The sequence below is a fragment of the Shinella oryzae genome, from assembly GCF_023038235.1.
Taxonomy (GTDB): Bacteria; Pseudomonadota; Alphaproteobacteria; order Rhizobiales; family Rhizobiaceae; genus Shinella; species Shinella sumterensis.
Window position 1 is genome coordinate 695,314 of record NZ_CP081987.1, and the last position, 13,395, is coordinate 708,708.

The following is a 13,395-nucleotide window of genomic DNA, read 5'->3' on the forward strand; positions in this document are numbered from 1 at the left end:
ACCTAATTCGCCCTGCATTCGTTAGTGATTCAGCCTCGCTTCTCCCGCCTCCGTCAAACGGATACCGACCCTTCCATGACTGATACCGCGCTTTCCCGCCGCCGCTTTCTCCAGTTTTCCGGCCTTGCCATGGCCAGCGGCCTCGCCGGCTGCACCTCGTCCATGAACACCGACGAGTTCCGCGAGCAGACCCGGCCTTATTTCCGCAATCCCGCGCTCGAGGGCCGGCCGGAATATATCGACAACCGCGGACCGATCAGCATCTACGGCCAGACACCGCCGTCCGGCCTGCTGCCCGATTCCTCGCGCTATGCCGCGATCTACGGCCCGGTCTATGACGGCGGCTTCCAGGTGCCGGCCGTGCCCTACCAGCAGATCGATCCGCGCTTCTATCGCCAGGAGGTGGAAAGCCCCTTCGCCGAGCGGCCGGGCACGATCATCGTCGATACCGGCAACCGCTTCCTCTACCTGATCCTCGCCAACGGCCGCGCCATGCGCTACGGCGTGGGCATCGGCCGGCAGGGCTTCGCCTGGTCGGGCCGCGGCGTCATCCAGTGGAAGCAGGCCTGGCCGAAGTGGACGCCACCGGACGAAATGGTCAAGCGCCAGCCGGAACTGGTAAAGTATTCCGGCGCCAATGGCGGCATGGCCGGCGGCCTCAACAACCCGCTCGGCGCGCGCGCGCTCTACATCTTCCAGAACGGCCGGGACACGCTCTACCGCCTGCACGGCTCGCCGGAATGGAAATCGATCGGCAAGGCCGTATCGTCCGGTTGCGTGCGCATGCTCAACCAGGATGTGATGGACCTCTACGACCGCGTGAAGGGCAAGGCGCCGATTCTTGTGATCTGATGGGAGGCTCCGTTGTGGCCCCCTCTGCCCTGCCGGGCATCTCCCCCACAGGTGGGGAGATTGGCTGGGCGTTCGGACATCTCTTCATTTGCAACGATAGCGTTGGGCGGGGCGTAACCGCGATTCAATCTCCCCCCTTGTGGGGGAGATGCCCGGCAGGGCAGAGGGGGGTATCCCCCTAAATCGCCGGTGAAATGAGATGCGCGCCGTCGCCCTGCGGCAGGTCGCCGGATGTCACGGCCTTGCCGCCCTCCATGCGCACCTTGCCGTCCGCCACGAGCCGCAGCGCGAGCGGATAGCTCCTGTGCTCGACCGTCAGCACGCGGGCGGCCAGCGTATCGGCGGTATCGGCCGGCAGCACCGGTACGGCGGCCTGAACGATCACCGGACCCTCGTCCATGCCCTCCGTCACGAAATGCACCGTGCAGCCGGCAAGGCGCATGCCCGCGTCGATGGCGCGCTGGTGCGTGTGGAGCCCCGGAAAAAGCGGCAGCAGAGACGGGTGGATATTGAGGATGCGGCCTTCATAGCGGTTGATGAAGGCGCCGGAGAGCAGCCGCATATAGCCGGCAAGGCAGATGAGATCGGGCGAAAGCGCCTCCAGCGCCGCAAGGATCGCCGCCTCGTGGGCCTCCTTGTCGGCAAAGTCCTTCCGCAGGAAGGTGCGCGTCACAATACCGAGCGCTTCGGCCTTCGCGAGCCCGCCGGCATCCGCCTTGTCGGAGAAGACGGCGACAATCTCGGCCGGGAAGTCCGCCGCTTCCGCCGCCTTCGCCAGCGCCAGCATGTTGGAGCCGCCGCCGGAAATGAAGGCGACGACGCGCTTGCGGGCCGGGGTCGTCATAGGGCGAGCGTGCCCTTGTAGATCGTGCCGGCGGCACCCTCGTCGCGGCCGACCATGCGGCCGAGGCGGAAGACGGTCTCGCCTTCGGCGGAAAGCACGGCTGAAACGGCATCGGCCTTGTCGGCCGGCACGACGGCGATCATGCCGACGCCGCAGTTGAAGGTGCGCAGCATTTCACGGGCTTCCACGCCGCCGGTGCGGGCCAGCCAGGAGAATACGGCCGGCGCCTTTACGGCATCGAGGTCGATCTCGGCGGCAAGGTGCTTGGGCAGCACGCGCGGAATGTTTTCGGGAAAGCCGCCGCCGGTGATGTGGGCCAGCGCCTTGATGGAGCCGGTCTCGCGGATCGCCTTGAGAAGCGGCTTCACATAGATCTTCGTCGGCGTCAGCAGCGCTTCGCCGAGCGTCTTGCCGGCCTCGAACGGGGCGGCCGCATCCCAGGCGAGGCCGGAGAGCGAAACGATCTTGCGCACCAGCGAATAGCCGTTGGAATGCACGCCGGAGGAGGCGAGGCCGAGGATGACGTCGCCTTCGGCAATGTCGCCGGCCGGCAGCAGCTGGCCGCGCTCGGCCGCACCGACGGCAAAGCCTGCGAGGTCGTAGTCGCCATGCGAATACATGCCCGGCATTTCGGCGGTCTCGCCGCCGATCAGCGCGCAGCCGGCCTGGCGGCAGCCCTCGGCGATGCCCTGCACGATGGCGGCACCCTGATCCGGGTCGAGCTTGCCGGTGGCGAAGTAGTCGAGGAAGAACAGCGGCTCGGCGCCCTGCACCACGAGATCGTTGACGCACATGGCGACGAGGTCGATGCCGACGGTGTCGTGGCGGTCGGCGTCGATGGCGATCTTCAGCTTGGTGCCCACACCGTCATTGGCCGCCACCAGGACCGGATCCGTGAAGCCGGCGGCCTTCAGGTCGAACAGGCCGCCGAAGCCGCCGATCTCGCCATCCGCACCTGGGCGGCGCGTCGAGCGCACGGCCGGCTTGATCTTCTCGACCATCAGGTTGCCGGCATCGATATCGACGCCTGCATCGCTATAGGTCAGACCGTTCTTCTCCGACTGGCTCATGCTCTCGTCTCCGGGTTCAGGCTGTTCGCGCCCGATTGGCATGATGGCGCGGCAAGTGCAAGTCGAATGCCGGGAAAACCGGGCTTTTTTCACCGATTTGCCCCATCCTGTGGCCAGAAGAATTCCAGTGCGATATGGGGAAATCGAGGAAAACGCCGAGCCAGTTCCACTTATAGCCGCCGAGCCTTGACGTTTCTCCGGCCCGCATCCTATCTGCTGATATAACGGCAAACACGGGAAGAGGCGCGATGGCAGCCCATATCAGCGGCGCGGGACTGAAGCGGCAGGTGATCTTCTGGATCATCGCGCTCATCGTCTTCGTGATCTTCCTCCTGATTTTCAGCGATATCCTCTTGCCCTTCATCGCGGGCATGGCGCTGGCCTATTTCCTCGATCCGGTGGCGGACCGGCTGGAGCGGCTCGGCCTCAGCCGCATGATGGCGACGGTCCTGATCCTCGTCGCCTTCGTCGTGCTCTTCGCGCTGTCGCTGATGATCATCATCCCGCTTCTGGCGACCCAGGCCGCCGATTTCCTGGAAAAGCTGCCGGCCTATGTCACGCAGCTCCAGCAGCTGGTCGCGAGCTTCAATCCCGATCTGCTGCCGAGCTGGATCAGCAGCCAGATGGACACGATCAAGCAGAGCTTCTCCTCCATCCTCGCGGAGGGCGCGGGTTTCCTCGGCACGGTCTTCAAGCAGCTGTGGAATTCCGGCATGGCGCTGGTCAACATCGTCTCGCTGCTTGTCATCACGCCCGTCGTCGCCTTCTACATGCTGCTCGACTGGGACCGCATGATCGAGAAGGTGGACAGCTGCGTGCCGCGCGACCATGTCGCCGATGTCCGCCAGATCGCTTCGGAAATGGACGCAGCGATCGCCGGCTTCGTGCGCGGGCAGGGCTCCATCTGCATCATCCTCGGCCTTTACTACGGTATCGGCCTGTCCTTCGCCGGCCTGAATTTCGGCCTGCTGATCGGCCTTTTCGCCGGCATCATCAGCTTCATTCCCTATGTCGGCTCGCTGGTCGGGCTGATCCTGGCCATCGGCGTGGCCGTCGTGCAGTTCTGGCCCGACTACTGGATGATCGCGCTCATCGCCGGCATCTTCTTCTCCGGCCAGTTCATCGAGGGCAATATCCTGCAGCCGAAGCTCGTGGGCTCGCGGGTCGGGCTGCACCCGGTCTGGCTGATGTTCGCGCTGGTCGCCTTCGGCGCACTGTTCGGTTTCGTCGGGCTGATGATCGCCGTGCCGGCGGCCGCCGCCGTGGGCGTGCTTGTCCGCTTCGGCCTCAACCGCTACCTTGACAGCGACCTCTACTACGGCAGCAAGAAGCCCATTCTCCTGGAGGAGAGCCTGCCGCAGGAAAGCCTGCCGCGCGGTGAGTGAGACAGAGTACCCGGGTAGACGCATGACCTCGCGCAAGACCGCCGAACAGTTGCCGCTGGCCTTCGGGCACGATCCCGCCACGGGACGGGACGACCTCCTGGTCGCCGGCCCCGTCGATGCGGCCGTCGCCATGATCGATGCCTGGCCGCACTGGCCTGCGCCCGTCGTCGTCATCGCCGGTCCAATCGGCTCGGGGAAATCCCATCTCGCCGCGATCTGGCGCGAGCGCAGCGGCGCACGCCTCATCGAGGCGATGCCGGGAACCGGCGCCGAAGAGGCGGCCGAACAGGGGCCCGTGCTCATCGAGGATGCCGACCGCGCCGGCTTCGACGACCGCACCCTGTTCCACATCATCAACAATGTGCGCCAGCACGGCCACACCCTGCTCATGACATCGCGGCTTTGGCCGATGTCCTGGGTCGTCGAGCTGCCGGACCTGCGCTCGCGCCTCAAGGCGGCGACCGTGGTGGAGATCGGCGAGCCCGACGGCGAGCTTTTGTCGCAGGTCATCGTCAAGCTCTTCGCCGACCGCCAGCTCTTCGTCGACGACAGGCTGGTCGCCTATATCGTGGCGCGCATGGAGCGCTCGCTGGAGGCTGCACAGACGCTGGTGGACCGGCTGGACCGGCTTGCCCTTGCCCGCGGCAGCCGCATCACCCGCCAGCTGGCGCAGGAAGTGCTGGGCGAGATGGTGGGCGCCGGCGAATTTCCCGACGAAGCCAACTCTGTGGATTGACTGTCACAGTTCTGTCGTCAAACTGCGCTAAGCGCTTCGCGATAAAGCAGAAATCGTTTCCGTCGTGTATGGCGGCAGACAGGACGGACTTCTCATGGACACGGCGAACCCGGATATTTCCCCCGAAAATTCCGTCGCGGATGTGCAGCCGGACGGCGCGAGCGTCGATGTGGAAGCGCTGATGGCGAGCCCGGAGCGCTTCATCAACCGGGAATTCTCCTGGCTCCAGTTCAACCGCCGTGTTCTCGAGGAAACGCTGAACACCGCCCATCCGCTGCTCGAGCGCGTGCGCTTCCTGTCGATCTCCGCGGCCAATCTCGACGAGTTCTTCATGGTGCGCGTCGCGGGCCTCGAAGGCCAGGTGCGGCAGGGCATCGCCATCCGCAGCCCCGACGGCAAGACCTCGGCCGAGCAGCTCGACGACATCCTGAAGGAGATCGACAATCTCCAGATGGAGCAGCAGGCCTCGCTCGCCGTGCTCCAGCAGTACCTCGCCAAGGAAGACATCCTCATCGTGCGCTCGGTGGCGCTGACGAGCGACGACAAGGTCTGGCTCCAGCAGGAGTTCAACCAGTCGATCTTCCCGGTCCTGACCCCGCTGTCGATCGATCCGGCCCACCCGTTCCCGTTCATCCCCAACCTCGGCTTCTCCATCGGCCTCCAACTGGAAAGCACGATGGGCAAGGAGCCGATGACGGCGCTGCTGCGCCTGCCGGTCGCGCTCGACCGCTTCATCCGCCTGCCGGATGCCGAGGGCGCCATCCGCTACATCACGCTGGAGGATGTGGTCGGGCTGTTCATCGGCCGGCTCTTCCCCGGTTACATCGTGCGCGGCTCGGGCACGTTCCGCATCATCAGAGACAGCGATATCGAGGTGGAGGAAGAGGCGGAAGATCTCGTGCGCTTCTTCGAGACCGCGCTCAAGCGCCGCCGCCGCGGATCGGTGATCCGCATCGAGACCGATTCCGAAATGCCGGAATCGCTGCGCCGCTTCGTCGTCGGCGAACTCAACGTGCCGGATAATCGCGTCGCCGTCCTGCCGGGCCTGCTTGCCCTCAACACGCTGTCGGAGATCGCCAAGGCTCCGCGCAACGACCTGAGGTTCGAGCCCTACAATGCGCGATTTCCCGAACGCGTCCGAGAGCACGCCGGAGACTGCTTCGCCGCCATCCGCGAAAAGGACATGGTCGTCCACCACCCCTACGAAAGCTTCGACGTGGTGGTCCAGTTCCTTCTCCAGGCTGCGCGCGATCCTGACGTTCTGGCGATAAAGCAGACGCTCTACCGCACCTCCAACGACAGCCCCATCGTGCGCGCGCTGATCGATGCCGCCGAGGCCGGCAAGTCGGTGACGGCGCTGGTCGAGCTCAAGGCCCGTTTCGACGAGGAGGCCAACATCCGCTGGGCGCGCGACTTGGAGCGCGCCGGCGTGCAGGTCGTCTTCGGCTTCATCGAATTGAAGACCCACGCCAAGATGTCGATGGTGGTGCGGCGCGAGGAGGGCAGGCTGCGCACCTATTGCCATCTCGGCACGGGCAATTACCACCCGGTCACGGCGAAGATCTACACGGACCTGTCCTTCTTCAGCTGCAACCCGACCATCGCCAATGACATGGCGAACATCTTCAACTTCATCACCGGCTACGGCGAGCCCGAGGCCGGCATGAAGCTCGCCTTCTCGCCCTATACGCTGCGCCCGCGCATCCTGCGTCACATCGACGAGGAGATCGCGCATGCGAAGAACGGCGCGCCGGCGGCGATCTGGATGAAGATGAATTCTCTTGTGGATCCCGAGATCATCGATGCGCTTTACCGCGCCAGCCAGGCGGGCGTGGAAGTGGATCTGGTGGTGCGCGGCATCTGCTGCCTGCGTCCGCAGGTGCCGGGCCTTTCGGACAATATCCACGTCAAGTCCATCGTCGGCCGCTTCCTCGAGCACTCCCGCATCTTCTGCTTCGGCAACGGCCACGGGCTTCCATCCGACAAGGCGCTGGTCTATATAGGCTCCGCGGATATGATGCCGCGCAACCTGGACCGGCGGGTCGAGACACTCGTGCCTCTGATCAACCGGACGGTGCATGAGCAGGTACTCTCGCAGATCATGCTGGGCAATCTCATCGACAACCAGCAGAGCTACGAGATTCTTCCCGACGGAACGTCCCGGCGCATGGAAGTGCAGCCCGGTGCCGAGCCGTTCAATGCTCAGCACTACTTCATGACCAACCCCAGCCTGTCCGGCCGGGGCGAGGCCCTGAAGTCCTCGGCACCGAAGGCGATCGCGGGCTGGCAAGGCCGCCGCAAGAAGTAAAACTGGATATGCATGGTCGAATCTGAAGCCCAGGGGCGTTTGCCTGGAATTGCCCCGGTCTCGGTCGTGGATATCGGTTCCAACTCGATTCGTCTTGTCATCTACGAGGGCATGAGCCGGTCGCCGGCCACGCTCTTCAACGAGAAGGTCATGTGCGGCCTCGGCAAGGGGCTGGCCCGGACCGGCCGCATGGACCAGGCGAGCGTCGACCGCGCGCTGGCGGCCCTTCATCGTTTCAAGGCCCTTTCCGTCCAAGCCCGCGCCACCACCATGTTCGCGCTGGCGACGGCGGCGGCGCGCGAGGCCGAAAACGGCCCCGATTTCATCCACCAGGCGGAAATGATCCTCGGCCAGAAGGTGCGCGTGCTGACCGGCGAGGAGGAGGCCTATTTCTCCGCGCTCGGCGTCATCAGCGGCTTCCATGATCCTGACGGCATCGTCGGCGACCTCGGCGGCGGTTCGCTGGAGCTGATCGATGTCGCGGGCGGCGCGATCGGCAAGGGCATCACCCTGCCGCTCGGCGGTATCCGGCTGTCGGAGGCTTCCGGCGGCTCGCCCGCGCAGGCGCGCATCGTCGCGCGCAAGTTCCTGCGCACCGCCAACCTCCTGAAGAACGGAGCCGGCCGCACCTTCTATGCCGTGGGCGGCACATGGCGCGCCATCGGTGCCCTGCATATGGAAGTGCAGAACTATCCGCTCCACATGATCCAGGGCTACGAGCTGAGCTTTTCCGACGCCATGGATTTCCTGACCGACATCGTCACGGCCAAGGACCAGAAGGATCCGGCCTATGCGGCGATCTCCAAGAGCCGTCGCAACCTGCTGCCCTTCGGCGCCGTGGCGCTTCAGGAGACGATCGCGATCATGAAGCCGTCGCGGGTCCTCTTCTCCGCCCAGGGCGTGCGCGAGGGCTACCTCTATTCGCTGCTGCCCGAACGCGAGAAGGCCCGCGATCCGCTGCTGGCCGCCGCCGGCGAACTCGCCATCCTGCGCGCCCGCTCGCCCGAACATGCCCGCGAGCTTGCCGAATGGACCGGCCGCGCGATGCCGCTGTTCGGCGTGACCGAGACTGAGGAGGAGCGGCGCTATCGCGAGGCGGCCTGCCTGCTGGCCGATATCAGCTGGCGCGCCCATCCCGATTATCGCGGGCTTCAGGCGCTGAACCTCATCGCGCACGGCACGTTCATCGGCATCACCCATCCCGGCCGCGCCTTCATCGCGCTGACGAATTACTACCGCTTCGAGGGCCTGAACGACGATACGGTCAGCAGTTCGCTCGCCTCCATCGCCACGCCGCGCCTGCGCGAGCTCGCCAAGCTGGTGGGCGGCCTCTTGCGCGTCGTCTATCCGTTCTCGGCCTCCATGCCTGGCGTCGTGCCGCATCTCGCCTTCCGCAAGTCGAGCACGCCCGATGTCGATCTCGAGCTGATCGTGCCGCCGGAACATGCGGAACTCGCCGGCGAACGGCTCGATGCGCGCCTCCAGCAGCTTGCACGGCTCACCGGCAAGAAGCTTGCTTACAGGTTCCAGTGAGGCCGACCATGCGTATGACGAGCTTTCTCATCGGCCTTTTTCTTGCCACCGGCGCCATGGCGCAGGACTGGCAGGCGGTGGAGCGTGTCGAACCCTATTCGGTGCAGGGCGCGACGGGTCTCGACATCTACCGCTCCATCGGCGAGCGCGGCCCGAAACTCGGTGTGGCCCGCGTCATCGCCCATACCGGCTTCAAGCTGACCTGGACGCGCAAATACGAGCGGCAGGGCAATGCCTGCGTCATCACGGTCAACAAGCCGAAGCTCATCATCACCTATACGTTGCCGCAGCTGAAGACCAAGCTCTCCGAGCCGTTGAAGAGCCGCTGGGACACCTTCATCGCCGGCGTGACTGCGCATGAGAAAATCCATGGCGACTTCATCAAGGACATGGTGAAGGAGATCGAGGCGATGAGCGTGGGCATGCGCGTCGAGGACGATCCGGGCTGCAAGAAGATCCGCCCCGCGCTCCAGGCCCGCCTCGGCGAACTCTCGCAGGCCCAGCGCGCCCGCAGCCGCGATTTCGACAAGGTCGAAATGAGCGAGGGCGGAAATGTCCACCAGCTGATCCTGCAGTTTGTCGATCCGCGGTAACAAACTGCATTGACCTTTCCGGTTGAATGATGGTCAGGCCTTTTAAGCCTTCTCCCCGCAAGCGGGGAGAAGGCTGATGCGGCTTACTCCGCCTTCAAAAACGCGCCCGCTTCCAGCAGCACGAATTCGTTGTCGTCGGCCTTGTCGAGTGCGCGGCCGGCCGAGAAGGGCAGGTTGTTGTCGTTGCCGACAATGATGTGCGTGTCATCAACGCGGTCGACATTCTCGATGGTCACGAACGGCATGTCGTAGAAGCCTTCGCCGCCGCCCTGGCGCTTCTTGTTATCGGGGTCGGCGATCTTCAGGAGGTCGATATAGCCGATCTTGCGCACGGCCTTGCCGGCGTTGTCGTCCGTCATGGATATCTTGTAGATGCGCTTGACCTTGGCGGGCGTGGCGAAGCAGTCCGGCTTCGGGTCCTTCGCATCGGCGCAGGCCCTGTCGGCCGTGCCCGCACCGTTGTCGCGCTCGATCACCAGTGCCGTCGTGGCGTCCAGCATGTTGAAGTCGCCGATGGCCTCGCCGCCTTCGGCCAGCGGATAGAGCCAGCTGCGGCCGGTCCAGGCCTTGGACGCGGTGTCGAGTTCGATGATGCGCAGCGCCGGGCGGCCATCGGCCTGCTCGACAGTGGCATTGTCGCGCCAGATCGGGCCTTCGAGCAGGCCGTAGAGCTTCGAGCCGTCCTTCGACAGGGCCAGACCCTCGTAGCCGCCGGAGCGCTTGAGGTTGAAGGCCGGCATCGCCTTGGACGGATCGGCCTGCACGGCAAGCGTCGGATTGTCGGGCGAGGCCACCGGCTTGCCGTCGACCTCGGTGGCGATGACGTCGGTCAGCCGGCCCTCAAGGTCGAATTTCAGGATATAGGGGCCGAATTCCTCGCCGACCCAGAAACCGTCCGCGACGGGCTGGATGGATTCGACATCGAAATCGGCGCCGGTGAGGTAGCGCTTGGCCGCACCCTCCATCACGATGGGGAAGGGCGCCTTCTTGTCCGGGTCGGACAGGAAGAGCGTCGTGATCGGCTCCATCGTGCCCTTGTCCCAGTCGAAGCGCACATGATGCAGCATCAGCATGGCATCGGAGGAGTTCAGTTTGGTGCCGAAACCGTTGTCCGACAGCGTCCAGAACGTGCCGTCGTCCATGGCCTTGATGCCGGATAAGCCCTGCATCGGCTGGCCGGCGAAGGGCAGGGCGAGGCCGGTCTCGCGCACGCCGTCCTTGCCCATGACCGTGCCGAGCGCTTCCGCGCGCTTGCGGTCAGCGGTGGTGAACTTGCCCGAGGTCTTCAGGTACTCGGCCGCATCATCGGGTGCCGCGAGGATCGTGTTGGCCGGAAGGATGGCGTGCGCCTTCAGCGTGGCGGTAAATTCGGTCTCCGCGGCAAGCGCGGTCGTGGTCATCAGCAGCGAAAGGGCAGCGGCGGTGAAAAGGTGCCTGGTCATCATCATCCCCATGGGTTTGCAAAGCGACGCCAGTTGATAGGCAGCGTGCATGACCGCTGCTTGACAGTTGCTTGTCGCTTTCGTGACGGGGTGTGGATCAGGCGCGCCCGGTGGCAAGTGCTGCGAAGCGGCCGGGCGTCATGCCGTGCGCCTTCTTGAAGTGGCGGCTGAGATGGGCCTGGTCGGCGAAGCCGCTGGCGAAGGCGGCTTCTGCGAGGCTCTCGCCCGCGGTGATCAGGGCGCGCGCGCATTCCAGGCGGCGCATGACGAGATAACGATGCGGGCTGGTGCCGAGCACCCGCCTGAACTGCCGGGCAAGCGCAAAGCGGTCGAGGCCGGTCACCTCTTCGAGGTCTTGAGCGCTAACCTGCCGCACGATGTTTTCCCGCAGGAAGGCGCAAGCCCGCAGCACCTCCGGCTGCGCGAGCCGTTCCGCCCGGGCCTGTGGCGCACCCGCATGGTCGAGCAGCGCGGTTGCGATCTCGGCCATGAGCTCGTCGAATTTCAGCTGTTCGAACGCTTCACCCATGCTGCCGAAGGCCTCGAGCAGCAGCCGCGCCAGCCCGATATCGTCGACGACGGGGCTTGCCACGAAGGGCAGGGCGCGGCCGCGCTCGGCCGTCGCCGGCAGGAACCGTTCCGGCGGGATATACATCATACGGTAGGTCAGCCCGTCATCGGTCCCGGCCGCGCCGTCGTGCAACTCGTCGGGATGCAGCACGATGACATTGCCGGGCGGGCTGAACCGCGACGCGCCGCGATAGCGGAAGGTCTGGATGCCGGCCATGGTGACGCCCAGCGCATAAGTATCGTGCCGGTGCAGGTCGAAGCCCTTGCCGCGGAACCGCGCCTCGATGCGCTCGATGCCGGCAAGCTCGGGCGCCACGACGATGCGGTCCTTGTCCCTGTCCGTGCACGAACGTTCAAGCGGGCCCTCGACCGCGCCTGCTATCGCATTGTCAGCGGAATGGTCCGCAGCCTTTTCCCGGGAGTATATCCGAATGTTCGATACCAAGTTCGCCGTCGTGCTGCGCGAGGATCTGGAGGTGTGGCAGAAGCTCAATGTCACCGCGTTCCTGTCGAGCGGCATCATCGGCCAGAAGCCGGACCTGATCGGCGAAGCTTATCGCGATGCGGCCGGCTATGTCTATAACGCGCTCAGCGTGCAGCCGATCATCGTGCTGTCGGCCGACGGTGCGACGCTGTCGAAGATCCATGCCCGCGCGCTCGAACGGACGGTGCCCGCATCCGTCTATATCGAGGAGATGTTCTCGACCGGCCATGACGAGGCCAATCGCGCGGTCTTCGCGACGTTCGGCCCTGATGATGCCAAGATCGTCGGCATCGCCCTGCATGCCGACAGGAAGACGGTGGATCGCATCACCAAGGGCGCCAGGCTGCATGCGTGAGGCTTAAAGCTCGACGGCCTCGATCTTCTTGTCGACGAAGCGCAGCGCGACCTTGCCGCCGATGAGGTTGAGGGCGGTCTCACCGAACAGTTCGCGGCGCCAGCCGGAAAGGGCGGCGACCTCCGCGGCCTCGCCCTCGATGGCGATCTTTTCGAGATCGTCGGAATTGGCGATGATCTTGGCCGCGACGCCTTCCTTCTCGGAGACGATCTTGAGCAGCACCTTCAGCATCTCGCTGGCGGAGGCCGCACCTTCGGGCACATGGTTCTGGCGCGGCAGGCGGGGCAGGTCAGCCTTGGGGATTGCGAGCGCCTCGCCGATGGCCTCCAGCAGTGCGGCGCCCGACTGCGAGCGCTCCCACCCCTTGGGGATGGTGCGCAGGCGCGCCAGCGCCTCGGCATCGGCCGGCTGCTGCTGGGCGATCTCGTAGATCGTGTCGTCTTTCAGGATGCGCGAGCGCGGCACGTTGCGGCTGCGCGCCTCGCGTTCGCGCCAGGCGGCCACCTTCTGCAGCACGGCGAGCTCCACCGGCTTCTTGACGCGCATCTTGAGGCGGCGCCAGGCGTCGTCGGGGTGCAGGTCATAGGTCTCGCGCGATTCCAGCACGGCCATCTCTTCCGTCAGCCACAGCGAGCGGCCGGCGATTTCCAGCTTTTCCTTGAGCGCCAGATAGACGTCGCGCAGATGGGTGACGTCGGCCAGCGCATATTCCAGCTGCTTTTCGGTGAGCGGCCGGCGGCTCCAGTCGGTGAAGCGCGAGGACTTGTCGATATGCACGCCCTTGATCTTCTGCACGAGCTGGTCGTAGGACACGCTGTCGCCGAAGCCGCAGACCATGGCCGCGACCTGCGTATCGAAGATCGGGTGCGGCAGCAGGTTGCCGCGGTTGAAGATGATCTCGATATCCTGCCGTGCAGCGTGGAACACCTTCAGCACATCGGGATTGGCCATCAGCTCGAAGAAGGGCGCAAGATCCAGGCCCTTGGCCAGCGGATCGACGATGACCTCGGTCTCCGGACCGGCAAGCTGGATCAGGCAAAGCTCCGGCCAGAACGTCGTCTCCCGCAGGAACTCCGTGTCGATCGTCAGATACTCGGAACGGGCGAGCGTCTCACAGGCGTCGCGAAGGGCTGCGGTTGTCTCGATGATCTGCATAAGGACTTGGCCGGCTTTCTCAATTTTTTGATCGGGCAGCTTTAGACGTTCCACGGTTTTGCCACAAT

General features: G+C 65.0%; 12 protein-coding genes. 7 read left to right on the forward strand and 5 right to left on the reverse strand.

All coding sequences use genetic code 11. The features are described from left to right. Positions 1-75: 75 nt before the first annotated feature. Entirely contained in the window at positions 76-852 is a 777-nt protein-coding gene (locus tag K6301_RS03395) for a L,D-transpeptidase (protein ID WP_247219321.1), read from the forward strand. A 178-nt stretch (positions 853-1,030) separates the two neighbouring features. Here the strand turns inward: K6301_RS03395 and purN are convergent, their stop codons facing one another. Together purN and purM are read right to left on the reverse strand one after the other, a co-directional pair. After that, entirely contained in the window at positions 1,031-1,696 is a 666-nt protein-coding gene (gene purN, locus K6301_RS03400) for a phosphoribosylglycinamide formyltransferase (RefSeq protein ID WP_247219323.1), read from the reverse strand. After that, complete coding sequence (gene purM / locus K6301_RS03405) at positions 1,693-2,766, reverse strand: phosphoribosylformylglycinamidine cyclo-ligase (protein WP_247219325.1); 1,074 nt, start codon at positions 2,764-2,766, stop codon at positions 1,693-1,695. The genes purN and purM overlap by 4 nt, the downstream gene beginning before the upstream one ends. 248 nt (positions 2,767-3,014) lie before the next feature. On the opposite strand from purM, the gene K6301_RS03410 reads away from it, so the two are divergent. From K6301_RS03410 to K6301_RS03430, 5 genes are all read left to right on the forward strand, one after another. After that, entirely contained in the window at positions 3,015-4,151 is a 1,137-nt protein-coding gene (locus K6301_RS03410; protein WP_247219327.1) for an AI-2E family transporter, read from the forward strand. 22 nt (positions 4,152-4,173) lie between these two features. Further along, positions 4,174-4,887: a DnaA regulatory inactivator HdaA gene (gene hdaA / locus K6301_RS03415; protein ID WP_247219329.1), complete on the forward strand. Its 714-nt coding sequence runs from the start codon at positions 4,174-4,176 to the stop codon at positions 4,885-4,887. 142 nt (positions 4,888-5,029) lie between these two features. Continuing rightward, positions 5,030-7,195: an RNA degradosome polyphosphate kinase gene (locus tag K6301_RS03420; RefSeq protein WP_425475384.1), complete on the forward strand. Its 2,166-nt coding sequence runs from the start codon at positions 5,030-5,032 to the stop codon at positions 7,193-7,195. A gap of 12 nt (positions 7,196-7,207) precedes the next feature. After that, entirely contained in the window at positions 7,208-8,728 is a 1,521-nt protein-coding gene (ppx, locus tag K6301_RS03425) for an exopolyphosphatase (RefSeq protein WP_247219333.1), read from the forward strand. Positions 8,729-8,736: 8 nt separating this feature from the next. Then, the gene (locus K6301_RS03430; RefSeq protein WP_247219334.1) at positions 8,737-9,321 is read left to right on the forward strand and encodes a DUF922 domain-containing Zn-dependent protease; all 585 of its coding nucleotides are present in this window, start codon (positions 8,737-8,739) and stop codon (positions 9,319-9,321) included. 83 nt (positions 9,322-9,404) lie between these two features. On the opposite strand, the gene K6301_RS03435 is transcribed toward K6301_RS03430, so the two are convergent. Together K6301_RS03435 and K6301_RS03440 are read right to left on the reverse strand one after the other, a co-directional pair. After that, positions 9,405-10,763, reverse strand: a complete 1,359-nt coding sequence (locus K6301_RS03435; RefSeq protein ID WP_247219336.1) for an esterase-like activity of phytase family protein — start codon at positions 10,761-10,763, stop codon at positions 9,405-9,407. 97 nt (positions 10,764-10,860) lie between these two features. Next, positions 10,861-11,778, reverse strand: a complete 918-nt coding sequence (locus K6301_RS03440) for an AraC family transcriptional regulator (protein ID WP_247219338.1) — start codon at positions 11,776-11,778, stop codon at positions 10,861-10,863. Between K6301_RS03440 and K6301_RS03445 the strand changes: the two genes are divergently transcribed. Next, positions 11,765-12,172 (forward strand): DUF2000 family protein, encoded by a 408-nt coding sequence (locus tag K6301_RS03445; protein ID WP_247219340.1) that lies wholly within the window; start codon positions 11,765-11,767, stop codon positions 12,170-12,172. The two genes, K6301_RS03440 and K6301_RS03445, sit on opposite strands and share 14 nt — an antisense overlap. 3 nt (positions 12,173-12,175) lie before the next feature. Here the strand turns inward: K6301_RS03445 and rnd are convergent, their stop codons facing one another. Continuing rightward, the gene (rnd, locus tag K6301_RS03450; protein ID WP_247220476.1) at positions 12,176-13,321 is read right to left on the reverse strand and encodes a ribonuclease D; all 1,146 of its coding nucleotides are present in this window, start codon (positions 13,319-13,321) and stop codon (positions 12,176-12,178) included. Positions 13,322-13,395 lie beyond the last annotated feature (74 nt).